Here is a 26,713-nt window from a genome sequence, read left to right as displayed (position 1 = left end):
CTGTATTCAAGCGGGGGGAACCGGTGCGGCTTCGATGTTGAAGGCGGCGGCGAGGAGAGCCTTTGTATAGTCCTCCTTCGGATCGGCGAAAAGGTCTTTCGCCGCACCATGTTCCACCACCTTGCCGTTGCGCATCACGATGATGTCATTGGCGAGCGCCCGCACGACCTTGAGATCGTGCGAGATGAAGAGATAGGCGAGATCGTGCCTGGCCTGCAGGTCGCGCAGCAGTTCGACCACCTGCGCCTGCACGCTCATGTCGAGCGCCGAGGTCGGCTCGTCGAGCATGACGAATTTCGGCTTCAGCACCATGGCCCGCGCTATCGCTATGCGCTGGCGCTGGCCGCCGGAGAATTCATGCGGATAGCGATGTCGTGTCTCGGGATCGAGACCGGTTTCGGCAAGCGCGTCGGAGACGCGGGCGTCGCGCGCTTCGGCGCTGATACCGGGCTCATGGACGGACAGCCCTTCGCCGACGATATCGCCGACCGACATGCGCGGCGACAGCGAGCCGTAGGGATCCTGGAAGACGATCTGCATCTCGCGGCGCAGCGGCCGCATGTCGGAAAAGCTGTAACTCTGGATGTCCTGGCCGACGAAGGCAACCCGACCCTTCGACGCGATGAGCCGCGTCATCGCAAGCCCCAGCGTCGTCTTGCCGGAACCGGATTCGCCGACGATGCCCAGCGTATGACCGGCCTTGAGGCTGAGATCGACGCCATCGACCGCCTTCACGTAATCAGTCGTGCGGCGCAGGAAGCCCGTCTTGATCGGGAACCAGACCTTGAGATTGTCGGTCTCGATAATGATCGGCTTTGAGGCGTCCGATTCCGGCGGTTCGCCTTTGGGCTCGGCGGCAAGCAGATGCCTGGTATATTCGTGCTGCGGATTGGCGAAAATCTCCGCGGTCGATCCGGTTTCCACGATCTTGCCCTTGGTCATCACGCAGACGCGGTCGGCGAATTTGCGCACGATGCCGAGGTCGTGGGTGATGAACAGCATCGACATGCCGTGATCGGCCTTGAGCTTGGCGAGCAGTTCAAGGATGCGCGCCTGCACGGTGACGTCGAGCGCCGTGGTCGGCTCGTCGGCGATCAGCAGTTCCGGCCGGTTGGCGAGCGCCATGGCGATCATCACGCGTTGGCGTTGGCCGCCGGAGAGTTCATGCGGGAAAGCGCCGAGCCGCTTCTCGGGCTCGCGGATGCCGACCTCTTTCAGCAGTTCGATCACGCGTTTGCGGCCGGCTTCACGCGAGATGTCCTGATGCAGGTGGAGGATCTCGCCGACCTGCCGCTCTATGTTGTGCAGCGGATTGAGCGAGGTCATCGGCTCCTGGAAGATCATCGTGATATCGTTGCCGCGCACATGGCGCAGCTCTTCGGGACGTGCCTTGAGGAGGTCCTTGCCCTTGAAGAAGATCTCACCCGACGGGTGGCTTGCGGAGGGATAGGGCAAGAGCTTCAGCACCGAATTCGCGGTGACCGATTTGCCGGAACCCGACTCACCGACCAGGGCCACGATCTCGCCCTTGGCGATATCGAACGACACGTGATCGACCGCAACCGAGGTCTTGCCGCCCTGGTGGAAGGCAACCGAAAGATCGCGGATGGAGAGAAGCGGTTCGGTCATGAGAGGGTCCGTGTGAGTTCGGCGAGGGAGATTGGGTCGGGACGGATGACCTTGATTGACGCTTCGATCGATTCATCGGTAATCGGATGCGCCAAACCCATCAAATCGGTGATTCCCAGATCGGAAGTCACCAAGTATTGGCAGCGGCTTGTCGCGGCGGTCGCCACGTGAATGGCGTCAGGAAGCTTCAATCGAAACCGAGCTCTTATCACTGCCGTAAGTTCAATCACGCCAGGGGTTACCGGCCATACAGACAGCCAATCTTCAGATCTCGCCAGTAGGAGATACTGCCGGGCCAGAACGTGATTTCGATCTCTGTAGGGCTTGGTTAACAGTTCGGTGAAAGACAATGCGCTGGTGTGAAACACAGCCGTGGTGTCGCCAACGGCAAGGCTGACCAATTTCCATAGGCCGTCATGCGAGGAGCCCTTGCCCTCGAACAAAGCGATCAGAACATTCGTGTCGAGATAGATCGAATTCGTCAACGATCACTATCCCATTCGTCTCTGATCTCTCGGACCCGCGCAACTGCTTCCTCAGGTGTAACATTTCCGCGATATTTTTCCGGGTGGGCCTCACGATCAGCCAATAACTCCTTCAACGTCATCGGTTTGATGTGAGACATCATTTCCTCGTATTGATGCTCGTAGTCTCTGAAGGTGATGCGTTCGGCAGTGGTCTTGCCTTGGTCCTTCGGATCTCCGACAATCTTGACCGTCTGGAGCCCTTCGAACTCCTTCTTCAACTCTTCTGGCAGCTTCGACACGGGATAATGTTCGCGCGTGATCTTGTTCATGGCATCGGACCCTTCGTCTCCTGATGCAAAGATAGGGCAAACCCCAGGAAAAAGCGAGTTTGCCTCATTGGAACGTCTTTCTCGGGTCGAAGGCATCGCGCACCGCCTCGCCGATGAAGATCAGGAGCGAGAGCATGATCGCCAGCGTGAAGAAGGCCGTGAAGCCGAGCCAGGGCGATTGGATGTTGGTCTTGGCCTGGCCCACCAGTTCACCCAGCGACGGAGAACCCGGCGGCATTCCGAAGCCGAGGAAATCGAGAGACGTGAGCGTGGTGATCGATCCCGACAGGATGAAGGGCATGAAGGTCAGCGTCGCCACCATGGCATTCGGCAGCATGTGCCGCCAGATGATGGTCGCGTTGCCGACGCCGAGCGCCCGCGCTGCCCTGATATATTCGAAGTTCCGAGCTCTCAGGAACTCGGCACGAACGATCCCGACAATGCCGGTCCACGAAAAGAGCAGCAATATGCCGAGCAGAACCGTGAAGCCAGGAGGCAGGACCGCGGCGAGAATCATCAGGATGTAGAGCACCGGCATCGACGACCAGATCTCGATGAAGCGCTGCATGAGCAGGTCGACCCGGCCACCGAAATATCCCTGAACCGCGCCGGCTGCGACGCCGACGATGGCCGAGAGGATGGTGAGCGACAGGCCGAACAGCACTGAGATGCGGAAACCATAGATCACCCTTGCCAGCACGTCGCGGGCGCCGTCGTCGGTGCCGAGCCAGTTGAGATTGCCGAGATTGCAGTTCGGATCCGCGTCGCCCTGCGGATAGCCGGAGCAGCGTTCCTTTGCGTCCATCATCCACCAGGGTTCGGTGGGCGCGGAATGCGGAATGTTGTTGCTGGCGGTATTGTAGGAATAGCGGATCGGCGGCCAGATCATCCAGCCATTTGCATTGATCTCGTCGGCAATGACATCGCTCCGGTAGTCGGTGAGGGCGAGGAAGCCGCCGAATTTCTCCTCAGGATAATCGATGAGGACGGGAAACAGGATCTCGCCCTTGTACGACGCGATCAGCGGCTTTTCGTTGGCGATCAACTCGGCAAACAGGGTCAATATGAAGAGGACGAGGAAGAGCCAAAGAGACCAGTAACCGCGCTTGTTGGCCTTGAAATTGGCAAGGCGGCGCTGGTTGATCGGGCTGAGCCGGGGCCTGGGAGTGATGCCAGCCATGTCAGACCTCCCGCTTGTCGAAGTCGATGCGCGGATCGACCCAAGTATAGATCAGGTCGGACAGCAGCGCGATCACCAGCGTCATCAGCGAAAAGATGTAGAGCGTGCCGAAGACGATCGGATAGTCGCGCTTGAGGACGGCTTCGTAACCCATGCGGCCAAGGCCATCGAGCGTGAAGATGTTCTCGATGAGCAACGCTCCGGTGAAGAAGGCGCTGATGAAGGCGCCGGGAATGCCCGCAATGACGATCAGCATGGCGTTGCGGAAGACGTGTCCATAGAGGACCCGGCGCTCGGTCAGGCCCTTGGCTCGCGCGGTCACCACATACTGCTTCTTGATCTCGTCGATGAAGGAATTCTTGGTTAACAGAGTCGTCGTCGCGAAGGACGAGAGTACGAGCGTGGCGATGGGCAGGGTCATGTGCCAGGCATAGTCCAGGATCTTTTCAGGCCAGGACAGGTCATCGAAATTGTCCGACACGATGCCGCGTAGCGGGAACCAGTCGAGGAAGGAGCCACCGGCAAACAGCACGATCAGCAGGATGCCGAACAGGAAGCCGGGCACGGCATAACCGACGATGACGACGCCGGATGTCCAGATATCGAAGGTGGACCCGTCGCTGACCGCCTTGCGGATGCCGAGCGGGATGGAGATCGCATAGGAAATCAGCAAGATCCAGACGCCGAGCGAGATCGAAACCGGCATTTTCTCGAGGATCAGGTTGAGCACGGTTTCGCTGCGGAAGAAGCTTTCGCCGAAATCGAAGCGGGCGTAGTTCCACAGCATCTCGCCGAAACGCTGATAGGCCGGCTTATCGAAGCCGAACTGCTTCTCCAGCTTCTTGATCAGTTCCGGATCGAGGCCCTGGGAGCCGCGATAGCGGCCAGAACTGTCGCCGGTCGTGTCGAAGCTGTTGACTTCGTTGCCCCCGCCGGTCAGCCGGTCGCCGCTCGAATCCTGGCCGGTAAGCTGGGCGATGACCTGCTCCACAGGCCCGCCGGGCGCGAACTGCACGACGGTGAAGGACAAGAGCATGATGCCGAAGAGCGTGGGGATGATCAGCGCCAGGCGCCTGAGTATATAGGCTCCCAAATCAGGTCTCCGTCTTGCCGGCTGTATTTTCGATCAAGGGCTGCTGCCTCCGGGCTCGCTGATTCGCTTTTTCGCAAAGAATGCTTGAAATGCCTAGAGCGCAAGTCTTTCGCGAGGCTTCTGCGCTATTTGGCCCACCAGACCGTCGGAAATGCGGTCGAGTAGTAGGGAAGCTCCTTCGGCCTGTCGAACTTGTCCCAATAGGCGATACGGGAATCGCGGGTCGTGTAGCTCGGTATCACGAAATAATTCTGCAACAGCACACGGTCGAGCGCCTTGACGGCGGCGATCTTGTCGTCGCGGTCGGTGGAGAAGATCACCCGCTGGATGAGCTTGTCGATTCCGGGATCGGAAATGCCGGCATAGTTCTGCGAGCCGTCGGTCTTGGCAGATTGCGAACCCCAGTATTCGGCCTGCTCATTGCCGGGGTTGAGAGATTCGCCCCAGGCCCAATAGATGACATCGAAGTCTCGTTTGCGCTGCCGCTCGACATATTGCGAAGCATCGACCGAACGCACGGTCGCGTTAATGCCGATGCGCTTGAGATTCTGCGCATAGGGCAATACCGCGCGCTCGACGACCGGCGAATTCAGCATGATCTCGAAGGCGAGCTGCTTGCCCGTCTTGGTATTGATCATTTTGCCGCCCTGGATGGCGTATCCAGCTTCCTTCAAGATCTGGATCGCCTTGAACAGGTTATCGCGGAATTTCTTCGGGTCGCCTCCAATCGGATTCTTGTATTCTTCGGTGAAGACTCTGGGCGGGATTTGATTTTTCACTTGCGTGAGGATTTCAAGCTCCTTGCCCTGTGGCAGGCCCGACGAGGCGAGTTCCGTGCCGTAGAAAAAGGAGTTCACCCGCTTGTACTGTTCGAAGAAGATCGTGCGGTTAAGCGTCTCGAAGTCATAGGCGTAGTTGAGGGCTTCACGGACCAGTGGATCTTTAAACTGCTCGCGGCGGAGGTTCATCACGAAACCTACCATGACGCCCGTGTTGCGACCGTCGTTCGGCAGGATTACGCGCTTGACCTTGCCTTCCTTCATGCCGGGAAAATTATACTGCGTCGCCCAGCGCTTGGCCTCATTCTCCTGCCAGAAGTCGGTGTCACCGGCTCGAAAGGCCTCAAACTCGACATTGCGGTCGGCATAGAATGTGTGCGTCACAGTGCGGAAATTATCCTGGCCGATGTTGACGCTGAGGTCCTTGCCCCAATAGTCGTCGCGCAATTCATAGGTGACCGAATTGCCGGGGTTGATCGCCTTGATCTTGTACGGGCCTGAGCCCATCACCGGCTCGAGCGTGGTGCCGCTGATGTCGCGCTTCTTGCCATTCGCTGCCGTGCCTTCCCACCAATGCTTGGGCACGATGATCAATTGGCCCATGATGGCCGGAAGTTCACGGTTGCCCTTGCTGTCGAATTCGAAGGTCACTTCGTTGTCGCCGGTCTTTTTGCCCGCCTTGACCTGCTGGTAATAGAAAAATTTGGACTGGTCATACTCCTTGGCCTTGTCGAAGGAGAAGAGTACGTCATCGACACTGATCGGTTGGCCGTCGGCCCATTTGGCATTGGCATTGAGCCTGAAGGAGACCGACGAGAAGTCTGCGGGATAGGCGATGCTTTCGGCGATCAGGCCATAGCTTGAGAATGCCTCGTCGAGCGAACTCTTCATCAAGGTCTCGTAAACCTGGCCGATGCCGATGGCGAGATTGCCTTTGTTCACGAGCGGGTTGAAATTGTCGAAGGTCCCGAGTTCCGAGACCCTCAGATTGCCCTTCTTCGGCGCATCCGGGTTCACATAGTCGAAATGCTTGAAGCCCGGAGGATATTTGAGTTCGCCGATGACCGAGATGCCGTTGGTCCAGTTGAGATCCGCCGCCATGGACGGCCAGGCCAGGGATAGTGCAAGCACTGCCGCTGAAAATCCCCCGCGCAATCCCGAAGCAATCAAACGCATCTATACCGTCCTTCCGATCTCACTGCCGATTTGCGGCAACACTCGCATAGAAAAAGCGATCATGGCAAATTTAGTGCCTGCCAGGTGCTTCTTTCATCTTCACCACGGATTCACCAGAATCATGGAATTGGTTAGACTACGAGGCAAATCACGTTCCCGTGGGGCGGGAACGCCTGAACTCAAGGATAACGATGTGAAGTCATTTTGTTTCCGGCTTCTGGCGCTGATCATGTCTGTCGTGGCGGTTCCCGCTGCAGCGCTGGCGGCGGATGCGGTGCCGGCAAAGCAGCTGTTCGGAAAGCAGAACCTGCCCTCCAAGCAACCCACGCAATCGCTCGGCTTCTACGCCAAAGGCTGCCTCGCGGGCGGCATCGCCATTCCCGTCGATGGACCGGCCTGGCAAGTCATTCACCTCTCGCGCAACCGGCGCTGGGGCAATCCCGAGATGATCGCGCTGATCGAACGTCTCGGCCGCGAATCCAAGGCCGAGGATGGCTGGAACGGCCTGATGATCGGCGACATTTCCCAGCCTCGCGGCGGCCCGATGCTGTCCGGCCACGCCTCGCACCAGATCGGCCTCGATGCCGATATCTGGCTGACCCCGATGCCGTCCCACACGATGAGCTACCAGGAGCGCGAAGGCATTCCGGAAGCTTCGGTGCTCAGGAGGGACAAGATGACGGTCGACCCGCGCAAATGGACCAAGGCGCATGAGCGCCTGATCGTCCGTGCGGCGAGCTACCCGCAAGTCGAACGCGTCTTCATGCATCCCGGCATCAAGAAGAAGATGTGCGACACGCTTGAGGGCCGCGATCGCGCGCTGCTCTCCAAGATGCGGCCGATCTACGGACATCACTATCATTTCCACATCCGCATGAAGTGCCCGTCCGGCTCGGAGAACTGCGAGGATCAGGTCGATCCCGGTCCCGATAGCGGCTGCGGCAAGCAGCTGACCGAATGGCTCAACCGCGTGAAGCCGCGCCCGGCGGTCAAGCCCACGAAGCCGACCAAGGTCGTCAAGCCGAAATACCTGATGCTGTCGGCTCTGCCGAATGCCTGCAAGGTGGTGCTCAACGCTGCGCCGGTGCCGTCGATGGCGGAAGCCGAATACCGTAGCGGCAATCCCGTGCAGGTGCCCGTGACCGCTTATGCGACGGAGGACCCCGTCGCCAAGGTGATCGCCGTGGCCAGCGACGATTTCTCGGTGTTTATTCCGCCCATGGGATCGATTCCCCAGCCGCTGGTGCGGCCGGCGATGCAGTAAAGGTCGCCGGATGCCGGCTTCGTGTTGAGCCGGCCTCATGCAGCCTTGAAAATGCGGAGCCGCAGCTATTCCGGATTTTCATTGAAAATTCATGCGTCGGCCTGTTCCCTTCCGCGTTTCTTCGTGTTACCAGCCCGCGTCATCTTCCGATAGATTTTTCGCCCGCCAGCGGTCTCCCAAGCCGTTCCCGGGTTGTATTCAAGGAGCATGGCATGGCACGTCTCATAGAAACAGCTACCGGACTCGAGGCGCTCACGTTTGACGACGTGCTGCTGCAGCCGGGTCATTCCGAGGTCATGCCTGGGCAGACCAATATTGCCACCAGGATCGCGACCGATATCGAGCTCAATCTTCCCATCCTCTCTGCCGCGATGGACACCGTCACCGAGGCGAAATTGGCGATTGCCATGGCCCAGGCCGGCGGCATCGGCGTCATCCACCGCAACCTGACCCCGATCGAGCAGGCCGAGCAGGTCCGCCAGGTCAAGAAGTTCGAAAGCGGCATGGTCGTCAATCCGGTGACGATCAGCCCCGACGGCACGCTCGCCGAAGCGCTGTCGCTGATGAGGACGCATTCCATTTCAGGCATCCCCGTCGTGCTCGGCACCGGCACTGCCCGCACCGGCAAGCTGGTCGGCATCCTCACCAATCGCGACGTCCGCTTCGCCACCAATCCCGATCAGCCGGTTCATGAACTGATGACCAAGGACAACCTGGTCACCGTGAAGGAGAACATCGATCAGGTCGAGGCCAAGCGGCTGCTGCACAATCGCCGCATCGAAAAGTTGCTGGTTGTCGACGACGAGGGCCATTGCATCGGCCTGATCACCGTCAAGGATATCGAGAAGTCGCAGCTCAACCCGAATGCCTCGAAGGATGCGCAAGGGCGGCTTCGGGTCGCGGCTGCCACCAGCGTCGGCGACGATGGCTTCGAGCGCGCCGAACGGCTGATCGATGCCGGCATCGATCTGCTGGTGATCGATACCGCGCATGGCCACTCCCAGCGCGTGCTGGATGCCGTGACGCGCGCCAAGAAGCTTTCGAACTCCGTCCGCATCATGGCCGGCAATGTCGCGACGCCGCATGGCACGCAGGCGCTGATCGATGCGGGCGCGGATGCGGTGAAGGTCGGCATCGGCCCTGGCTCCATCTGCACCACCCGCATCGTGGCTGGCGTCGGCGTGCCGCAGCTTGCCGCGATCATGGGTGCCGTCGATGCGGCCCAGAAGCAGAATATTCCCGTGATCGCCGATGGCGGCATCAAGTTCTCGGGCGATCTGGCCAAGGCGATCGCCGCAGGCGCCTCGGCCGTCATGGTCGGCTCGCTGCTCGCGGGCACCGACGAGAGCCCCGGCGAGACCTATCTCTACCAGGGCCGCTCCTTCAAGGCCTATCGCGGCATGGGTTCGGTGGGTGCCATGGCGCGCGGCTCGGCCGACCGCTATTTCCAGGCGGAAGTGCGGGACACGTTGAAGCTGGTGCCCGAGGGCATCGAGGGACAAGTCGCCTACAAGGGGCCTGTCGCTTCCGTCCTGCACCAGCTCGCCGGCGGCCTTCGCGCCTCAATGGGCTATGTCGGCGGCAAGGACATTCCGGATTTCCAGGAGAAGGCGACCTTCGTGCGCATTTCCGGGGCCGGCCTGCGCGAAAGCCATCCACATGGTGTGACCATCACCCGCGAAAGCCCGAACTATCACGGCGGCGGCTGATGGAAGAACATGGCTGGCTGATCCTGATCGCGGCTGCCATGATGCTTGGGGGCATGACCCTCTGGGAGATGCACAGGCTGGCACCCCGGTTCACGGGGCTCCAGGGGCGCTGGGCCGGTTACGGCAAGGAGCTCACGGATTTCCTGACAGACCTGAGCGGCGATCCCGGCCAGTTGGAGCGTGTCAATCGTTCGCGAAAACTCGACCTCCGTGCACCGGCCATTCTTGGTTTCATCTTCATCGCGGTGAACCTGCTGTTCGCCGGCGATCCTCGCACGGCGCTGATTTGTCCGCATATTGTTCCGGCGCTGCAGGTCTTTGGCATCGGCGCAGCGGCGATTGCGCTGGCCGGCGACTACCTGGAAAACATCCAGCTCGGCCGGATGATCGACGCGCTGCCGGCGCTGCCGGATGATGTCGCGGTCCGCGGGGCCTCGCGAACGACCATCGTCAAATTGTATGGTTACGGCGCGGCAATATTGATCGGCGTGCCGCAATTGCTCGTATATGTCTTCAAAACGGTTTTTTAGACCAAGCCGCAGACAAGGCCGTGCATGACCCAATCAACCGCAATCTTCTGGCCTGTGATCGTGCAGGTCGCTCTGATCTACGTCCTGTATTACATGTTGTTCACCCGCAGGCAGGCTGCGGTGAAGGCCGGCAAAGCGAGGCTTTCGCAGTATCGCGACAATGTGACCGAGCCGGCCGAGACGCTCTTTGTCAGGAACAAGCTCACCAACCAATATGAACTGCCGGTGCTTTTCATCGCGGGCTGCATTGCGCTCTATGCCACGGGCCACGCGACCGTCGTGCCGGTCATTCTGGCTTGGATCTTCGTGATACTGCGCATCGCGCATGCCATCGTTCATGTCGGCCAGAACCGGATGCGCTACCGCGTGCCTCTCTTCATTGCGGGGTTTGCCGTCAACGGCCTGCTGTGGCTCTGGCTTGCCGCGAACATTGCCTTGAATTAATTTGTGCGCCGCACGCGCTTCCCTATATGAATATCGCGCTGCAACGGCGCGGGCCACTTCCGCGAGGATGTTCATATGGACCTCGGCAAGGACAAGAAATACCTCGTTTTGCAGGGCGGCGGCGCATTGGGCGCCTATCAGGCCGGCGCCTACGAAGCGCTGCATGATGCCGGCGTCCGGCCCGAATGGATTGCCGGCATTTCCATCGGTGCGATCAACGCGGCGATCATATCGGGCAATCCCGAGGAGAAGCGCGTCGAAAAACTGCGCGCCTTCTGGGAGATGGCGTCCGGCGGCCCGAAGACCCTTCCTTTCGAGACCGGCCCGCTGATCCGCAAATGGATGAACGAATATTCCTCCGCCTTCAACTCGGCGGTCGGCGTCAACGGGTTCTATCTGCCGCGCAGCCTGATGCCCTGGCAATATGTCGCCGATCCCGACGCCGCGATCAGCTTCTACGACACGTCGCCGCTGATCGAAACGCTGGAGGCGCTGGTCGATTTCGACCTGATCAACCGCCGCGCCGTCCGCCTCAGCTTGGGCGCGGTCGAGGTCGTCACCGGCGATTTCGCCTATTTCGACAACCATCCCTGCCGGCAGAGATATGACCCGCAGCCGATCAGGGCACACCATGTCGCCGCCTCCGGCGCGCTGCCGCCCGGCTTCCCGCCGGTCGAGATCGACGGCAAATATTACTGGGATGGCGGCCTTGTCTCCAACACGCCGTTCCAATGGGTGCTCGATGAGCGCCGGACGGTGGACGATATCTGCGTTTTCCAGGTCGATCTGTTTTCAGCCAAGGGCATGATGCCGCGGGACATATCGGATGTGTTGGCCCGCGAAAAGGAGATCCGCTATTCCAGCCGCACCCGCATGAACACCAATGAGGCGGCCCGCAACGAACGCCACGAAAAGGCGCTGAAGCGCTTGCTCGACCGGCTGCCGCTCGAATTCGCCGACGATGGCGATGTCAGAATCCTCCGCAAACAGGAGGATCGCGGCGCGGTGACGGCCGTGCATCTGATCTACGCCCGCAAGCCCTACGAGACCCATTCGATGGACAACGAATTCTCGCGCCTGACCATGGAAGAACATTGGAAGGCAGGCTACGACGATGTCCGAAAGACCTTCGCCTCCCGCCAGTGGCAGAACAGAGTGATCCCGGACGATGGCTTCGTGTCCATCGACCACCGCAGAGACGACAAACAGCATTCGTGAAGGAGACTATCATGGACCTCAAGGGCAAAGTCGCCATCGTCACCGGCGCAGCGAGCGGCATCGGCCTCGGCATCGCCAAGCGCTACGTTGCGGCGGGCGCCACGGTCGCAATCGCCGATCTCAAGATTGAAGCGGCCAATGCGGCCGCAAGCGAACTCAACAAGCAAGGCCCGGGCGAAGCGATCGGGATCGCCATGGATGTGACCAGCGAAGCCGAGGTCAACAAGGGCGTGGCCGATGTCGTCGGCAAATGGGGCACGGTCGATATCCTGGTCTCTAATGCCGGCATCCAGATCGTCAACCGCATCGAGGATTTTGCCTTCACTGACTGGAAGAAGATGCTGGCCATCCATCTCGACGGCGCCTTCCTCACCACCAAGGCCTGCCTGCCGCATATGCAGAAGCAGAAATCCGGCGCGATCATCTATATGGGTTCGGTCCATTCCAAGGAGGCTTCGCCTGCGAAATCGGCCTATATCACCGCCAAGCACGGCCTGCTCGGGCTGGCGCGTTCGGTGGCCAAGGAGAACGGTACATTCGCTATCCGGTCAAATGTGATCTGCCCCGGCTTTGTCCGCACGCCGCTGGTGGAAAAGCAGATTCCGGAACAAGCGAAGACGCTCGGCATATCCGAAGAGGAGGTCATCAAGAAGGTCATGCTGGGCCAGACGGTCGATGGCGAATTCACCACGATCGAGGATGTCGCCGAGACGGCTTTCTTCTTCGCGGCCTTCCCGACCAACGCGCTGACCGGCCAGTCGCTGATCGTCAGCCATGGCTGGCATGTCGAATAGGGCCGAGGGAACGCAAGCGCCGGCGAATGCGTTTCATCACGCTAAATTGAACGCGCGCATGCGGTTTCGATCGCCCGTGCCGTGATCTTTGCGGGTTCTTTCTCTAAACTTGCACAACAGTGAATAGGGAGGACGTGCCGTTGGAACATCCCAAAATCACCCAGGCGATGATCAGCGCCTATGATGAATATACCCATCTGACGCTCGATCGGCGCGATTTCATGCGCAAGCTCAGGGCACTGGCCGGATCGGGCGCGGCAGCCGCCGCGATCGCCCCGATGCTGGCGGCAAGCAAGGCGGCCGCCGAGATCATCCCCGAGAACGATGATCGCCTGACGACCACTGACCTCACCTATCGCGGTGCGCCGGGCGACATCAAGGCCTATGCGGCGATGCCCAGGGACGCGACCAAGCTGCCGGCGGTGATCGTGATCCACGAGAACCGCGGCCTCAACAAGCATATCAAGGACGTCACGCGCCGCATGGCGCTCGAAGGCTTCCTGGCCATGGCGCCGGACCTGCTGTCGCCTTCCGGCGGCACGCCCGAGGACGAGGACAAGGCGCGTGAGATGATCGGCGCGATCACGCAGGATATTTATGGTTCGAACCTCGTGGCCGCCGTGGAATTCCTCAAAAGCCACCAGAACTCCACCGGCAAAGTCGGCGCCATCGGCTTCTGCTGGGGCGGCGGCCAGGTCAACCGGCTGGCGACACTGTCGCCTGACCTGAAGGCGGGCGTCGCCTATTACGGCGCGCAGGTGCCGGCGGAAGAGGTGCCTAAAATCAGCGCGTCGCTGATGCTGCACTATGCCGGCCTCGACGACCGTATCAATAAAGGCATCGATGCCTACAAGGCGGCACTCGAGGCCAACAAGAAGGACTTCCAGATCTTCGTCTACGACGGCGTCAACCACGCCTTCAACAACGACACGTCGTCCGCCCGCTACAACAAGCAAGCGGCGGACCTCGCATGGTCCAGGACAGTCGAGTTTCTCAAGCAGAAACTTAGCTGACCTCCAGCGGCCGGGACGTGCCCCCGTCCCGGCCGCACCTCTCTTGCGAAGAAAATGCACCCCAGAAACGTTAGCCATTCCGGAGCCAGCTTTCGGCTGAAGGCGGGCGCATGACCTTTATCAAGAATTGCTACTGCGGAGATGAAAATGGCGAAGCCCGTCGCGCGCTTATTCGACGAATACTATACTGCCGATCTCGACACCGACGACCTGGTCATCGGTTCGGGAACGAAAACAAAAATGGTGACCGTGGATACGTCCTCGCTGGACAAGTTGGTCATCGAGGGCCGGAATTTCAAATACGAAGACGGGTGCCTGAACAGCGGCATCATCAACAAACTCACGCTCATGGACAGCGACGGCACTGTCCTGGAGACGATCACCGGCATGAAAATCGACGCGGACCAGTTGGCGGGCGCCACGTTGGAGGAATTTCTAAGCAGTCTGATCACGCGTATGGGTCTCGGTGGGCTGAAGATAGTCGGGACCGACGTTGAAGATTCGCTCTACGGAGGCATCGGCAAGGACGTGCTGATCGGCAAAGGCGGCGATGACCTGTTCAATGGAGCCGGCAGCAAGGACTTGCTCTTCGGCGGTGGTGGCAGCGACACCTTCCAGTTCAGCGCGGGCACGGGGCGCGACACGATCAAGGATTTTGATGCGGATGGCGGCGGCGCACTGCAGGATTACATCCACTCGGCCTTCGCCAATGTCGACACGATCACGCAGGTCGGCAAGGACACGGTCGTCGATTTCGGAAACGGCGATGCCTTCGTGTTGAAGAACGTCGACGCAGATTTGGTCACGATGGCGGATTTCATCGTCTAGCAGCGGACCGCCCCTGACCTCCGGCGGCCGGCATCTGCCCCTGTCACGGGCACGCCTCCGTCGCCGAAATTACGTGCCCATGCCTGTAGCATCATCGCATGCAAATTTACAGAAAGCTTGCCACCGGGAAGCATGCGAGCCGGGACAAGCGTTACCAACGGATCATCTGATCAAGGAAGGTTGCCATGGCCAAGCCGGTAGTGAAATTATTCGATGCGTATTATGATGTCTCTCTCGATATCGACGGTCTGTTCATTCTTTCGGGCAACCGGAACAAGGTCGTTTGCCTCGACACCAGTTCACTTCAGAAAGTCATCCTGGAAGGTCGCAATTTCGAGTACGATGGCGGTCGGCTGAGCGACGGCACCATCCAGAAAATGACGATAGCCGATGCCGACGGAACGGTGCTGCAGACGGTCACGGGCGCCAAGCTCGATCCCGGTCAGATAGCGGGTATCGACATGACCGAGTTTGTCCAGAACCTTTCGACGCGGCTCCTCGCCGGCGGCCTGAAGTTCCTCGGAACCAATCTGGCGGATAATCTAAGCGGCAGCATCAGCAGGGACATCGTCAACGGCCGCGGAGGCGACGACGAGCTCCGCGGTGATGCCGGCAAGGATGTCCTCATCGGCGGTGCCGGAAACGACGAGTTCAATTTCTCGCCAGGCATGGGACGCGACACGATCACGGACTTCGATGCCGATGGCGGCGCTGGCTTGCAGGATTTCATCGACGCCAACTTCGCCGATGTCGACTCCATCACGCAAGTGGGCAAGAACACAGTGGTCGATTTCGGCGATGGCGACGTGTTCGTGCTCCTCAAGGTCGATGCCGACCTGGTCACGGGCGTGGATTTCGTCTAGAAACAACGTGAACGCCCGGTCGTAGATCGGGCTCTCGCCGCTCCTCCGCGAGCTTATCCTGGCTTTCCTGATTATCCCCCGGGGCTATGAAGGGCCGAGCGCCTTCGTCGCCGGCTTTAGAAAGGCGTTCGGCGTGACGCCGGGGCGGTATTTCTCCGAACCGGATTGAGTCTTACGCCGCGCTGACGAACTTCACCCGCGTGCCCCAGGGATCGAGTGCTTCGATCGTGTCGCCCTTCTCATGGAAATCGGAGCCGCTAGCGCGCAGGCGCCCGCGCAGGCCGTCCATCAGCGGCTCGGAGACCGAGAAGGCGAGATTGTCGAGGCCGTTCATCTTTTCGCTGCGCATGCCGGCGCCACGGCTGCGCCAGACATTTGCGCCGATATGGTGGTGATAGCGGCCATTGGCGAGGAAGATCGCGCTCGCATCTGGGATCTTCGCCATCATGTCGAGACCGGCGGTCTTGATATAGAAATCCTCGGCCTTGGCCGTATCGCCGACACGCAGGTGCACATGGCCGATGCGGAAGCCGGAAGGCGCCACGAAAGGCATGGTGGAATCGCCCGGAAGCCCGTTGACCAGGCTATCGATGTCGAGGCGTTCGGTCGCCATGGCGATCTGGTCGCCGTTCCAGCGCCAGCTCTCCGGTGCGCGGTCGGCATAGACCTCGATGCCATTGCCCTCGGGATCGTCGAGATAAAGCGCCTCGGACACGAGGTGATCGGAAAAGCCGGTAAACGGCACCTTGTTCTTGACCGCAAAGATCAGCCAGCGGCCGAGCGAGGCCCGGTCCGGCATCAGGAAGGCGGTGTGGAACAGACCGGCGGAACGGCCGTCATCGGGTTCGTCTGAGGGCCGGGATTTCAGGGTGAAGAGCGTCTGGCCATCCTTGCCCAGCACACTTTCGCTCTCGGTTTGCGTGAGCACGTCCATGCCCATGATCTGACTGTAGAACGAGGTCATCATTGGCAGGTCGTGAACCCTAAGCGCCACCGAATGGATATGGATCGGCCGCGTAATCGCAAAGCTCGGCCTGGCGGCCTGGGCGGCCGCGGGTTCTGCTGTTGTGAGCGTCATGGCGAGTGTTCCTGTTCCAAGTAGCTGGAGCGCAGCCCGGCGTGACAAATCCTGATTGGAAGGCATGTTTTTCTCGCTGCCGCTGGCTCTGTTTGGATTAGAAATGATCCCAAGGACGAGGAATTGCAACAGTGCGGGTGGGAGATAGAGCGTTCACTATTCTGTGCGGGGCGTTGGCTCGGACTTTATCCGCATGGAAGAATCAATCTTCCACCTCATGATCGAAGGCCTTGGCTTCTTCCGGGATTTCCGCTTCTTCTATTGCGCGTAGATCTTCCTCTGTGAAGTCGTCGGGTCCCATGACTTTCCGGTAGCGTCCTCGGGTATGCCGGTACTCATCGGCGGAGATCAGCACCGTGCCTTCACGCCCGTTCCGCGTCACCGCGACCGGTTCCCTAAGAGCGATGTCTTGATACTTTTCGATATTGCCCTGGAATTCGGCTGCGCCAACTCTCAGCATTCCAGCCCCCTGTTCTTATGCAATATGCATAGGATGTATGAAATCTGTCTGCTCAGTCAACCCTCTTGCGGATCACGAACCTATGCCCACCCTCACGCCTTTCCTGCGACACCAGCACATGGCCGTTCTCATTGCAAAAATGCGGGATGTCGATGGCCGAGAGAGGATCGGTGGTCTCGACCGAAATCAGCGCGCCGGGCCTAAGTTTCGCCAGCCGGTTCTCGGTCTTGATCACGGGGTAGGGGCATTTCAGCCCGCACAGGTCGAGCGTGGCGGCGATCTCATCCGCCACGGATATTACCAGACCTTCCAGAATGGCTTTTCCTTGGGCTGGTTCTCGGCGGCGACTGCAGGCGGCTGGACAGGCTGTTCGGCTTGGTCCGCCTTGGCGTCAGCGGGCTTCTTAACCGCCACGGCCTCGGTCTCGACGGCCTTCTTCTCGTCCGTCTTGGCGGTGCCATCGACGACGACGGGCAATGCGCTCGGATCCGCGGTCGTCACTTCGACCGGCGGCGCGGAATTGATCTTGCGCTCCCAGACCTTCCAGAACGGTGCTTCGTCCTCATTCTCTTCCGCGACATAGGCCTGCATTACCGGCTTGATCGGGTTGGGCTCGGGAACCGGGATCTTCGCCTTGGCGAGGCGCTTTTCGAGCTTCTCGTCTTCCTTGCGCTTTTCGTCGGCGAGCTTCTTGCGATAGGCAACTTCCGCGACCGAAATATATTCGACAGTCGGCCGGACGCCCTTCTTGATGTCCTCGACCTTCTTTTTCGCTTCGGAATAGGATGCCACGGCGTCGGAGGTCATGGTTTTCTTGGCCTGCGAGTCGACCACGACATAATCGGCGTCGTTGGGGATCGCGCGGACCTTGCCCATGCGCCGGTCGAGGCGCTCCTGCGCCTTGCGGTCCCACTCGGCAGTGTCTTTCCAATCGGCCGAATACTTCGTCGTTGACGCGTTGAAAGCCTGCTCGTAGCTCTTGGAATAGCTCTGGTAAGCTGCGGTCAGCGCCGGAGGCGTCCCCGAGTTACAGCCGCCGACCTCATTGAACGCGTATTTCTTGCCGCAGACATCGACCACCGGCGGACGATGGGTGATCTCGAAATGGTCGTAGCCGGTCTTGAGGTTCTTCCAGAACTCGTAGTGTTCGGAAGAACGGTGCTTGGCCATGTTCTCCGCCGTCATGCGGAACGGAAAGGCCTGGATCTGGAAACTCTTCTGGCCGCCCTTGAAGGCATCGCGCGCAAACGCATAGACCTGCAGCACGGCGGCGTCCGAGATCGAATAGCAGCCTGACGAAGAGCAGGCGCCGTGGACCATCAGGTTGCGGCCCGAACGGCCATAGGCGCGGTCGAATTTGTTTGGATAGCCCATGTCGAATGACAGGTAGTAGCTCGAATTCGGGTTCATCTGCGCGGGCGTGATATTGTAGAAGCCCTCGGGCGCCTGGCGGTCGCCTTCCTTCTTCTTCGGACCGAGTTGGCCGGACCAGGCGCAGATCGGATAGGTCGCGACCAGCTGGTAGCGATCCTGGGAGTTCGCCTTCCACACTTCCATGACCGCTTCTTCCTTGAAGATGCGCATCATGATCGGCGACGACATGGAGAGGTTCATCTTGGCGAGCTTGGAGCGCATCTTGGCGGGAAGCGGATGCTCGACGCGGTTCGACACGTGCTCGATCCCGACGAGCGCATCCTGGGAGTTGCAGCTCGCCAGCAAGCCCAGTCCCAGAGCAAATACAAGTCCGTGAGATAACCGCATGCCACCGATGTCCACTATGCAAACGCGCCCACCCGGAGGGCATTGCGCGGAATGATACCAAGCGAAACTTATAAGTCAAAATTGGTTACTGGATTGTTCACATCCGGTTAACCACTGCTGCTCGCCGTCATGTCGCGCAAACCGCCAAGTCTTTCAAAGGAAAAGATTGTGGCCTAGTTGGGGCGGTATCGTGGCACTTCAGAGCTGACGGCCCATTGCGAGGAACTTTTGCCGTCTTTCTTCGCGCAAGTCCTTGCGGCCCTTGAGTTCGGAGAGCGACGACGCGATGATCTCGCCGGCCGAAGCGATCGCCTTTTCGGGGGCGCGATGGGCGCCGCCGATCGGCTCAGGGATGATTCCATCGATGACGCCGAGCGACTTCAGGTCCTCCGCCGTGATCTTCATGTTCTGCGCCGCTTCCTTGGCGCGGGTCGAATCGCGCCACAGGATGGAGGCGGCACCCTCGGGCGAGATCACCGAATAGATTGCGTGCTCAAGCATGTAGACGCGGTTGCCGGTGGCGATCGCGATGGCGCCGCCGGAGCCGCCTTCGCCGATGATGATAGAGACGATCGGCACTTTGACGCCGAGGCAGGTCTCGGTCGAGCGGGCGATGGCCTCGGCCTGGCCGCGCTCCTCGGCGCCGATGCCGGGATAGGCGCCGGCGGTATCGACCAGCGTGATCACCGGCAGGCCGAAGCGGTCGGCCAGTTCCATGATGCGGATGGCCTTGCGGTAGCCCTCGGGCCGGGCCGAACCGAAATTGTGGCGGATGCGGCTTTTGGTGTCGGAGCCCTTTTCCTGGCCGATCAGCACCACAGGCTCGCCGCGGAAGCGCGCGAAGCCAGCCTGGATCGCATCGTCGTTGGCGAATTTGCGATCACCGGCGAGCGGCGTGAACTCGGAAAACAACTGCGTCTGGTAATCGATGAAATGCGGACGGTCCGCATGGCGCGCGACCTGGGTCTTCTGCCACGGCGTCAGCTTGGAATAGATATCGGCCATCGCGTCACGGACGCGTGTCTCGAGGCGCGCGATCTCATCCGACGTATCGACGCTCTCGTCCTGCTCGGCCAGCGTCTTGAGTTCAAGGATCTTGCCTTCAAGATCAGAGATCGGCTTTTCGAAATCGAGATAGTTATGCATGGTCACCCGTTTCCGGCTTCAGGGTCCGGACCCATTAAATTCATCCATTCTGCGTGGCAGATTTCGTCCCTGAATAGGAGGAAAGGTGCAGACAATGCCCAACATTTTCAAACCTTTCCGACGTATTCAGGGACGAAATCTGCCTCGCCCGCAGGGTTTGAAGACGTTGGCCGCCTGTCGAAGTCAATGCTCGACAAGACCTAAGGGTCTTGCCTCCGCCTGACTTCTTCCATGCAATCCAACGTCTTCAAACAGAATTGCATGAATTTAGTGGGTCCGGACCCTATCATCCGCCGCGCGGCATCCTATTCCCTGTTTTTTGTGGTTTTTGCAAGGGGGTGGTGCGTTTCGACCAGTTCACGCAGCTTTTCATCGAGCACATGGGTATAGATCTGTGTGGTGGAAATGTCGGAATGGCCCAACAGTTCCTGCACGACGCGCAGGTCGGCGCCATTGGCCAGCAGGTGGCTGGCGAATGCGTGGCGGATCACATGCGGCGACAGCGCTGCCGCGCGGATGCCGGCCCGAGTGCCGAGGCTCTTCAAGTCGCGGGCGAAGACCTGGCGAGGCAAGTAGCCGGTGGCGCTCGATGCCGGGAAGAGAAAAGCGAATTCCTTGTCGCCATGCACGGCTTTGAGTTCCGCGCCATAAGCCGCGATCGCCGCAATGGCCGTCTTGGTCAGCGGCACCAGGCGCTCCTTCGAGCCCTTGCCCTTGATGATCAGGAACCGCCCGTTCTCGCCGAGCACCCGGGCCGGGAGCGACACAAGCTCGGTCACGCGCATGCCGGTGGCATAACAGAGTTCGAGCAGCGCGAGCATCCTCAGCCGGTCGAGCCTGCCCGGCCCCTCGCGTGCGGCTTCCTGTTCGGCCAGCAAAAGCAACTTGTTTGTCTCCTCCTCACTCAATGTCTTGGGCAGCGAGCGGCCCTTCTTCGGCGCGTCGAGGATTCCGGAGGGATCGTCCTCGCGGATGTTTTCCGCATAGAGGAATTTATAGAACTGTCGGATCGCAGAAAGCCGGCGCGCCTGAGACGAGGCCTTGTAGCCCTCGCGCGCCATGTAACTGAGGAAAGCCTGAAGGTCCGGCGAGCCGGCCGATGTCAACGAGGCGCTGCGCGTCTTGAGGAAAGCCGAGAGTTCGTCGAGATCCCTCTCATAGGATACAAGCGTGTTCTTCGCCGCCCCGCGCTCGGCGCTCATCATTTCGAGAAAGGCTTCCACATGGGCGGCGGACAGATCGCGCACGGCGTTACCTCATTGCGGCGGCGGATTGGTCCGCTCGGACGGGATTTCGATCGTCGCATCGCGTGGTGTCGGCTCCACGAGATAAGCGAGCGCGAAGAGGATCGCATAGATCACAGCCGCAATCAGCGCACACCAGTAGAGAAAGCGGAAAAGCGTGGGCATCGGCTGGCTGGATGTTCCTGCGGCGATTCGATGAAATAGCCCTATCATTTATGAGTTGCCGGACAGGCTTGTGCAAGCGCGAATGCGGCTCGCCACCTTGACGCTTGCGGTTCTTTTACCCATAGGAACTTGAAAGCAATGCGGGAAAGGCTTCATGGAGGGAACCACCATCGGAACCAGTGCTGCGGCCGATCTCGCCCGGCGGGTTCTCGGCAAGCGCAATCTCGTGCTTGTCGGGCTGATGGGCGCCGGTAAATCGGCGATAGGCAAGCTGGTGGCGTCCGAGATGGGCATTCCCTTCATCGATTCCGACCATGAGATCGAGCGCGTCTCCCGCATGACCATTCCCGAACTCTTCGAGAAATATGGCGAGCCGGAGTTCCGCAAGCTGGAGAACCGGGTGATCACAAGGCTGCTGCGCACCGGACCGCGGGTGCTTTCGACCGGCGGCGGCGCCTTCATGAACGGCGATACGCGGGCATCGATCCAGGCGAGCGGCCTGTCGCTCTGGCTCGACGCCGATCTCGAAACATTGTGGGAACGGGTAATCAAGCGCGACAACCGGCCGCTCTTGAAGACCGAAAATCCAAAGCAGACGCTGGAAAACCTGATGATCGCGCGCTACCCGACCTATGCGCTGGCCGATCTGACGGTCAAATCGCGCGACGAGAAGAAGGACGTGATCGCGTCCGAAGTGATCAGTGCGGTGGCCGCACTGGCGAGTGAGAGTGGCAATGAGTGAACTGGAAAAGACCGTCCGTGTCGAACTCGGCGACCGGTCCTACGACATATTGATCGGACCCGGCCTGATCGCCCGCGCCGGCCGCGAGATCGCGGCGCGTCTCAAGGGCAAGCGCGTGGCGGTGATCACCGACGAACATGTCGGCGCGCGCTATCTCGAGCCGTTGACCGCAAGCCTCGCTGAAGCCAGCATATCCGTGTTTCCGCTGACCCTGCCGGCTGGCGAGAAGACCAAGAGCTTCGATCCCCTGATCAAGGCCTGCGACCATGTGCTGGAAGCCAAGATCGAGCGCAACGATGCGGTCATCGCGCTCGGCGGCGGCGTCATCGGCGATCTCACGGGATTTGCAGCCGGCATCGTCCGGCGCGGCACCCGCCTCATCCAGATCCCGACCTCGCTGCTGGCCCAGGTCGATTCCTCGGTCGGCGGCAAGACGGGCATCAATTCGCGCCACGGCAAGAACCTGATCGGTGTGTTCCATCAGCCCGATCTTGTGCTGGCGGATACCGACGTGCTCGATACGCTCTCCCCGCGCGAGTTCGGCGCCGGCTATGCCGAGGTCGCCAAATACGGCCTGATCGACAAGCCGGATTTCTTCGAATGGCTGGAGAACAACTGGCGCGCGGTATTCGAAGGCGGCGCGGCCCGGATCGAGGCGATTAGGATCTCCTGCCAGGCCAAGGCCGACGTGGTCGCCGAGGACGAACGCGAGAGCGGACGCCGTGCGCTGCTCAATCTCGGCCATACATTCGGCCACGCGCTGGAAGCCGCGACCCAATATGATTCGGCCCGCCTTGTGCATGGCGAGGGTGTCGCGATCGGCATGGTGCTGGCGCATCAGTTCTCGGCCCGCATGAACCTTGCCAGCCCCGATCTTGGCGAGCGGGTGGAAAAGCACCTGCGCGAGGTCGGCCTGCCGGTCACCATGGGCGAGATACCGGGCGGGTTGCCGCCGGCCGAAGTGATGCTCGAAGCCATCACCCAGGACAAGAAGGTGAAGGGCGGTAAACTGACCTTCATCCTGACGCGCGGCCTCGGCCAGTCCTTTGTTGCCGATGACGTGCCGGCGTCGGAAGTGCTTTCGTTCCTCCGGGAAAAGCTGGAGGGCTAGCATGAACTGGCTCGCGCGCTTTGCCGCATGGCTAGGCCGCCTGGCCGGCAACGGACAGGCCGAGCCGCGCCGTCCGGGCAATGGCGGCGATGCCACGGCCAGCGCGCCGCGAGACAATAACGGCAACGGGTCGTCGAGAGAGCGAGACAACTGGGCCGAGCTCGACGAGCGCGAGATTTCCGATGTCATGATCCACCGCACGGTGATGAAGGCGATCAATGCCGACGATCCGCCCGAGGTCGCGGTCAGGACGATCCTCGACAGCGCCTTCACCCGCATGCCGGTGTGGAAGGACGAGACCGACAATATCGTCGGCATCATCCACGCCAAGGATATCCTGCGTGCGCTCACCGTGCCGGGTAGCACGCCCGAAACGCTCGACATCATGAAGATCGCCGACCGGCCCTGGTTCGTGCCGGATACGACCAGCATGAAGGACCAGCTCGCCGCGTTCCTCCACCGCAACACCCATTTCGCCGTCGTCGTCGACGAATATGGCGAGGTGCAGGGCATGATCACCATGCAGGACATTCTGGAGGAGGTGCTTGGTGACATCTCCGATGAGCACCAGCCCGATCTTTCCGGCGTGCGGCGCGAGGCTGACGGCTCGGTCGTGGTCGATGGCGCGGTATCGATCCGTGACCTGAACCGCGCGCTCGGCTGGTCCTTGCCTGATGAGGACGCGACCACGATTGCCGGACTGGTGATCTACGAGAGCCGGTCTATCCCCGAGGAACGGTCGTCATTCACCTTCCACGGCAAGCGATTCATCGTCATGAAGCGGGTGAAGAACAGGATTACGAGGTTGAGGATACGGCCGGCGGAAGAGGTGATGGCGCTGCCGGCGCCGGCGCGGGCCTGAACCGAAAGACCCGCACCAATCTCCCTAAGGTGGAGCAGCGTTGCCCCACGATCGCGCCTAATGTGTCTCCGCCCCTATTCCAGAATGACGACGGCCTCGACCTCGAACAGCATGGGGTCGATTGCAAGCTTGGGGACGGGAACCAGGGTCTGCGCCGGCAGCGTTTCGCCGAACATTTCCTTGACCTCCTGGGTCAGCACTCCAAGTTTTGACATGTCGTGATCGACCACGAAGATCGTGAGCTTAGCGACCTGATCCGGCTTGGCACCGAGCCCATCCAGCGCGGCGCGTAGGTTCGCGTAGGCCTGCTTGACCTGCGCGGCGAAATCCGGCGACAGGGCGCCGGTGCTGTCCTGGCCGCCCTGGCCGGAGATGTAGGCGATCCGGGCTCCGCCAGGCACGATCACCGCCGTGCTGTAGCCATTCGGCGTCGGATCGTAGAGGTTTTTCGGATTGACGATGGTCAGCTTGCGATCGTTCTCGTTCGCCGTCGTCGCGGTGGAAACGCTGATGTTCATGATGATTAGCCCTCCGATAAGCAGACGCTTGATTGCGCGTGACATGATTTTCTCCCGGCTCTGAGGACCGCGAGCAATCGACACTCGCGGCCTGCAGGATTGAACTTCAATTCATTGCCGCTATGATTGACTCGTACGACGTACGATTTAATTGCATCGTACGTCGTACGAGTCAATTGCCCAATATCGACATTTCGGTATCGCCGGCTTAAATCGACGCTCTGGTCAGTAGGGGAAACGGATGGCAGCCAAACGCAGCGACGCAGAGGGCAAAACGCCTCAGCGGAAAGATGTGTCACCCCAATCCCCACAGGAACCGCCCCTCTCGCTGGAACGGATCGTCGCAACCGCAGTCGAACTGCTCGACGCCGAAGGGGTCGACGGATTGAAGATGCGCCGGCTGGCAGATCGCCTCGGCGCAGGCGCCATGAGCCTCTATTGGCACGTCGATAACAAGGACGAGGTCTTCGATCTGGCGCTCGACTCTGTGCTCGAATATCGCGCGCCGCCGCGAGAGGTTGAGGCTGAGGATTGGCGCGGGGACGTCGTTTACATGCTCGAGGACTGGCGGGCCAGCATGCTGCGGCATCCCTGGTCGGCATCACTGTTGCCGCGCCGGGCGCTCGGCCCGAACATCCTCATTCGCCTGGAACTGTTGAGCAAGACCCTATCCGGCGCAGGTGTCGCGGACGCGGATTTGAACGTCGCGATATGGTCGCTGTGGAACTATGTGATCGGCGCCACCATCACCCGCGCCAGCTTCGACCTCTCGGACGACGATCAGGCCGCGGCGCAGCAGCGCCTCACGCGTCTGAGCGAACAATACCCAACGATCCAACGCTCTCGCTTGCTGTTGGACAACGACTGGGACGGCGCTTTCAGGAAGGGCCTCGACTTCCTGCTCGATGGCCTCGATCCGAAACAATGAACGCCTGCCAACTGCCTTCCACGACAAGGGGCAGTTTTGCGCCATGTGTGGACGGCTCCGGATTGGCAAGAGGTTTTTGACTTTTCGCACGTTGCTGGTCGGAGCTGCCATGTGTCCGGCCTTTCGACGCGGCACAGAGGGGCCGCTGGCCATAATGCTCTCCGCGGATTGGGTCCCGGTCAACAGCTCGCGCTCGAAGCGCCTGGCGCATAATGGGTTGTCCCTCTCCTTGGGCCGACTGGCGTAGGTGCGTTATAAGTCTCCTGCTCTTACCAACGGTGGTCACGACGCTTGCGTCGTGTCTCAGCTCCCGGCCGCGACCGGTATTGCTCGATAGGATTCGTTGCGGCTCATCATCGCCCAAGCAACCCGCGCCATCTTGTTGGCGAGCGCGACCGCCGCGACCTTCGATGGACGACGCTCCATCAGGCCGACAAGCCATGGATGGCGAGCATGGCCTAATAGTTTCGCTCGTTTGATCACTGCCAACGCGCCGAGTACCAATAACTGTCGGAGGTATCGGTTTCCGGCCTTGCTAATACTTCCGAGCTTCTCCTTGCCGCCGCTCGAGTTTTGCTTTGGCACCAAACCTATCCATGCACTCAGATCACGACCGGAGCGGAAAGCTGTCGCATCGGGTATGCTCGCTGCCAGAGCTGTGGCCACCAACGGACCAACGCCGGGAATTCCTTCAAGCTTGCGGCTCAGATCATTGGCACGGTGCCATTTCAGAATCTGCCGATCCATGTTCAGGATACGTTGCTTTAACAAATCAATCTGGTCGGCCAATGCTCCGAGACATAGCCATGCTTCTGGCGGTACCTCTGCCTTTTCACCCTTCCGTATGAGATCGAGCAGAGCCTGCAGCCCAATCCGCCCGATGCCCGCGATGATGCCAAACTCGGCAAGATGGGCGCGCACAGCATTAATGGTCATCGTGCGCTGCCGGATGAACAACATACGGGTACGATGGAGCATCAGGATCGACTGCTGATCCTGTGTTTTGATCGGGACAAAGCGCATGTTCGGTCGCGTCACCGCTTCGCAAATTGCCTCAGCATCAGCAGCATCGTTCTTGTTTCGCTTGACGTAGGGTTTCACATAGCCTGGCGGCATCAGCCGGACCTCGTGGCCAAGGTTTGCCAGCTCCCGCGCCCAGTGGTGGGCTGTTGCGCATGCTTCGATGCCAATCAGGCAAGGTTTGAGCCCCGCAAAGAACTGAACGACATAGCGGCGCTTCAATTGTCGGCGAACGACCACCACGCCCGCTGCAGAAACGGCGTGTACCTGGAACACCGACTTAGCAATGTCGAGTCCAATCGTGGTTATCTCTTCCATGGATGGCTCCTCCCATGCGGTTCCTAACAACACCGCGATCATGG

At 60.3% G+C, this 26,713-nt stretch carries 28 protein-coding genes; 13 read left to right on the top strand and 15 right to left on the bottom strand.

Going from position 1 to position 26,713, the window contains the following annotated elements:
- Nucleotides 1-6 precede the first annotated feature (6 nt).
- The 6 genes from ACSQ26_RS20515 to ACSQ26_RS20490 form a co-directional block, all read right to left on the bottom strand.
- Nucleotides 7-1,629, bottom strand: coding sequence for an ABC transporter ATP-binding protein (locus tag ACSQ26_RS20515; RefSeq protein WP_436012125.1), 1,623 nt, complete (start codon nucleotides 1,627-1,629; stop codon nucleotides 7-9).
- Entirely contained in the window at nucleotides 1,626-2,114 is a 489-nt protein-coding gene (locus ACSQ26_RS20510; RefSeq protein ID WP_436012123.1) for a type II toxin-antitoxin system VapC family toxin, read from the bottom strand. Before ACSQ26_RS20510 ends, ACSQ26_RS20515 begins: the two co-directional genes overlap by 4 nt.
- Complete coding sequence (locus tag ACSQ26_RS20505; RefSeq protein WP_436012121.1) at nucleotides 2,111-2,425, bottom strand: hypothetical protein; 315 nt, start codon at nucleotides 2,423-2,425, stop codon at nucleotides 2,111-2,113. Before ACSQ26_RS20505 ends, ACSQ26_RS20510 begins: the two co-directional genes overlap by 4 nt.
- Nucleotides 2,426-2,489: 64 nt before the next feature.
- Nucleotides 2,490-3,605: an ABC transporter permease gene (locus tag ACSQ26_RS20500; protein WP_436012119.1), complete on the bottom strand. Its 1,116-nt coding sequence runs from the start codon at nucleotides 3,603-3,605 to the stop codon at nucleotides 2,490-2,492.
- 1 nt (nucleotide 3,606) lies between these two features.
- Nucleotides 3,607-4,698, bottom strand: coding sequence for a microcin C ABC transporter permease YejB (locus tag ACSQ26_RS20495; RefSeq protein ID WP_436012117.1), 1,092 nt, complete (start codon nucleotides 4,696-4,698; stop codon nucleotides 3,607-3,609).
- A 125-nt stretch (nucleotides 4,699-4,823) separates the two neighbouring features.
- Entirely contained in the window at nucleotides 4,824-6,653 is a 1,830-nt protein-coding gene (locus ACSQ26_RS20490) for an extracellular solute-binding protein (protein WP_436012115.1), read from the bottom strand.
- A gap of 229 nt (nucleotides 6,654-6,882) precedes the next feature.
- On the opposite strand from ACSQ26_RS20490, the gene mepA reads away from it, so the two are divergent.
- The 9 genes from mepA to ACSQ26_RS20445 all read left to right on the top strand — a co-directional run bounded on the left by mepA (nucleotide 6,883) and on the right by ACSQ26_RS20445 (nucleotide 15,316).
- A complete protein-coding gene (gene mepA, locus ACSQ26_RS20485) occupies nucleotides 6,883-7,917 on the top strand; it encodes a penicillin-insensitive murein endopeptidase (protein WP_436015378.1) in 1,035 nt (344 codons plus the stop codon).
- Between the two features lie 212 nt (nucleotides 7,918-8,129).
- Complete coding sequence (gene guaB / locus ACSQ26_RS20480; RefSeq protein ID WP_436012113.1) at nucleotides 8,130-9,626, top strand: IMP dehydrogenase; 1,497 nt, start codon at nucleotides 8,130-8,132, stop codon at nucleotides 9,624-9,626.
- Nucleotides 9,626-10,156 carry a hypothetical protein gene (locus ACSQ26_RS20475; protein WP_436012111.1) on the top strand — a complete coding sequence of 177 codons (531 nt, stop codon included), beginning with the start codon at nucleotides 9,626-9,628 and terminating at the stop codon, nucleotides 10,154-10,156. Before guaB ends, ACSQ26_RS20475 begins: the two co-directional genes overlap by 1 nt.
- A 24-nt stretch (nucleotides 10,157-10,180) precedes the next feature.
- Nucleotides 10,181-10,600 (top strand): MAPEG family protein, encoded by a 420-nt coding sequence (locus ACSQ26_RS20470; RefSeq protein WP_436012109.1) that lies wholly within the window; start codon nucleotides 10,181-10,183, stop codon nucleotides 10,598-10,600.
- 75 nt (nucleotides 10,601-10,675) lie between these two features.
- Nucleotides 10,676-11,818, top strand: coding sequence for a patatin-like phospholipase family protein (locus tag ACSQ26_RS20465; RefSeq protein ID WP_436012107.1), 1,143 nt, complete (start codon nucleotides 10,676-10,678; stop codon nucleotides 11,816-11,818).
- Between the two features lie 11 nt (nucleotides 11,819-11,829).
- Nucleotides 11,830-12,612 carry a 3-hydroxybutyrate dehydrogenase gene (locus tag ACSQ26_RS20460; protein ID WP_436012105.1) on the top strand — a complete coding sequence of 261 codons (783 nt, stop codon included), beginning with the start codon at nucleotides 11,830-11,832 and terminating at the stop codon, nucleotides 12,610-12,612.
- 140 nt (nucleotides 12,613-12,752) lie between these two features.
- Nucleotides 12,753-13,625 carry a dienelactone hydrolase family protein gene (locus ACSQ26_RS20455; RefSeq protein ID WP_436012103.1) on the top strand — a complete coding sequence of 291 codons (873 nt, stop codon included), beginning with the start codon at nucleotides 12,753-12,755 and terminating at the stop codon, nucleotides 13,623-13,625.
- Nucleotides 13,626-13,772: 147 nt separating this feature from the next.
- Entirely contained in the window at nucleotides 13,773-14,453 is a 681-nt protein-coding gene (locus ACSQ26_RS20450; protein WP_436012101.1) for a calcium-binding protein, read from the top strand.
- 185 nt (nucleotides 14,454-14,638) lie between these two features.
- Nucleotides 14,639-15,316, top strand: a complete 678-nt coding sequence (locus ACSQ26_RS20445; protein WP_436012099.1) for a calcium-binding protein — start codon at nucleotides 14,639-14,641, stop codon at nucleotides 15,314-15,316.
- A 172-nt stretch (nucleotides 15,317-15,488) separates the two neighbouring features.
- On the opposite strand, the gene ACSQ26_RS20440 is transcribed toward ACSQ26_RS20445, so the two are convergent.
- The 7 genes from ACSQ26_RS20440 to ACSQ26_RS20410 form a co-directional block, all read right to left on the bottom strand.
- Nucleotides 15,489-16,394, bottom strand: coding sequence for a VOC family protein (locus ACSQ26_RS20440; protein ID WP_436012097.1), 906 nt, complete (start codon nucleotides 16,392-16,394; stop codon nucleotides 15,489-15,491).
- A gap of 202 nt (nucleotides 16,395-16,596) precedes the next feature.
- Nucleotides 16,597-16,854, bottom strand: a complete 258-nt coding sequence (locus tag ACSQ26_RS20435) for a type II toxin-antitoxin system Phd/YefM family antitoxin (RefSeq protein ID WP_436012095.1) — start codon at nucleotides 16,852-16,854, stop codon at nucleotides 16,597-16,599.
- Between the two features lie 52 nt (nucleotides 16,855-16,906).
- Nucleotides 16,907-17,146, bottom strand: a complete 240-nt coding sequence (locus ACSQ26_RS20430) for a sulfurtransferase TusA family protein (RefSeq protein WP_436012093.1) — start codon at nucleotides 17,144-17,146, stop codon at nucleotides 16,907-16,909.
- A gap of 5 nt (nucleotides 17,147-17,151) precedes the next feature.
- Complete coding sequence (locus ACSQ26_RS20425; protein WP_436012091.1) at nucleotides 17,152-18,573, bottom strand: L,D-transpeptidase family protein; 1,422 nt, start codon at nucleotides 18,571-18,573, stop codon at nucleotides 17,152-17,154.
- Between the two features lie 240 nt (nucleotides 18,574-18,813).
- Nucleotides 18,814-19,761 carry an acetyl-CoA carboxylase carboxyltransferase subunit alpha gene (locus tag ACSQ26_RS20420; RefSeq protein WP_436012089.1) on the bottom strand — a complete coding sequence of 316 codons (948 nt, stop codon included), beginning with the start codon at nucleotides 19,759-19,761 and terminating at the stop codon, nucleotides 18,814-18,816.
- A 305-nt stretch (nucleotides 19,762-20,066) separates the two neighbouring features.
- Nucleotides 20,067-21,008 carry a site-specific tyrosine recombinase XerD gene (locus ACSQ26_RS20415; RefSeq protein WP_436012087.1) on the bottom strand — a complete coding sequence of 314 codons (942 nt, stop codon included), beginning with the start codon at nucleotides 21,006-21,008 and terminating at the stop codon, nucleotides 20,067-20,069.
- Between the two features lie 9 nt (nucleotides 21,009-21,017).
- Nucleotides 21,018-21,170 carry a hypothetical protein gene (locus tag ACSQ26_RS20410; RefSeq protein ID WP_436012085.1) on the bottom strand — a complete coding sequence of 51 codons (153 nt, stop codon included), beginning with the start codon at nucleotides 21,168-21,170 and terminating at the stop codon, nucleotides 21,018-21,020.
- 154 nt (nucleotides 21,171-21,324) lie between these two features.
- Here ACSQ26_RS20410 and ACSQ26_RS20405 point away from each other — a divergent pair, with 154 nt between their 5' ends.
- From ACSQ26_RS20405 to ACSQ26_RS20395, 3 genes are read left to right on the top strand one after another with little or no spacing between them, the layout of a single operon-like run.
- Nucleotides 21,325-21,912: a shikimate kinase gene (locus tag ACSQ26_RS20405; RefSeq protein ID WP_436012083.1), complete on the top strand. Its 588-nt coding sequence runs from the start codon at nucleotides 21,325-21,327 to the stop codon at nucleotides 21,910-21,912.
- Entirely contained in the window at nucleotides 21,905-23,023 is a 1,119-nt protein-coding gene (gene aroB / locus ACSQ26_RS20400) for a 3-dehydroquinate synthase (protein WP_436012081.1), read from the top strand. Before ACSQ26_RS20405 ends, aroB begins: the two co-directional genes overlap by 8 nt.
- A gap of 1 nt (nucleotide 23,024) precedes the next feature.
- A complete protein-coding gene (locus ACSQ26_RS20395) occupies nucleotides 23,025-23,885 on the top strand; it encodes a transporter associated domain-containing protein (protein WP_436012079.1) in 861 nt (286 codons plus the stop codon).
- Nucleotides 23,886-23,959: 74 nt separating this feature from the next.
- Here ACSQ26_RS20395 and ACSQ26_RS20390 read toward each other — a convergent pair whose 3' ends face one another.
- Nucleotides 23,960-24,448, bottom strand: a complete 489-nt coding sequence (locus ACSQ26_RS20390; RefSeq protein WP_436012077.1) for a RidA family protein — start codon at nucleotides 24,446-24,448, stop codon at nucleotides 23,960-23,962.
- A 196-nt stretch (nucleotides 24,449-24,644) separates the two neighbouring features.
- Here ACSQ26_RS20390 and ACSQ26_RS20385 point away from each other — a divergent pair, with 196 nt between their 5' ends.
- Complete coding sequence (locus ACSQ26_RS20385; RefSeq protein ID WP_436012075.1) at nucleotides 24,645-25,331, top strand: TetR/AcrR family transcriptional regulator; 687 nt, start codon at nucleotides 24,645-24,647, stop codon at nucleotides 25,329-25,331.
- A gap of 303 nt (nucleotides 25,332-25,634) precedes the next feature.
- Here ACSQ26_RS20385 and ACSQ26_RS20380 read toward each other — a convergent pair whose 3' ends face one another.
- Nucleotides 25,635-26,669, bottom strand: coding sequence for an IS110 family transposase (locus tag ACSQ26_RS20380; protein WP_436012073.1), 1,035 nt, complete (start codon nucleotides 26,667-26,669; stop codon nucleotides 25,635-25,637).
- Between the last annotated feature and the right edge of the window lie 44 nt (nucleotides 26,670-26,713).

Origin of the sequence: Rhizobium sp. LjRoot254 (assembly GCF_964254105.1) — a bacterium.
GTDB lineage: Bacteria > Pseudomonadota > Alphaproteobacteria > Rhizobiales > Rhizobiaceae > Rhizobium_E.
The sequence above is the reverse complement of the archived record's forward strand: the minus strand, read 5'-3'. Positions and strand labels throughout refer to the sequence as shown.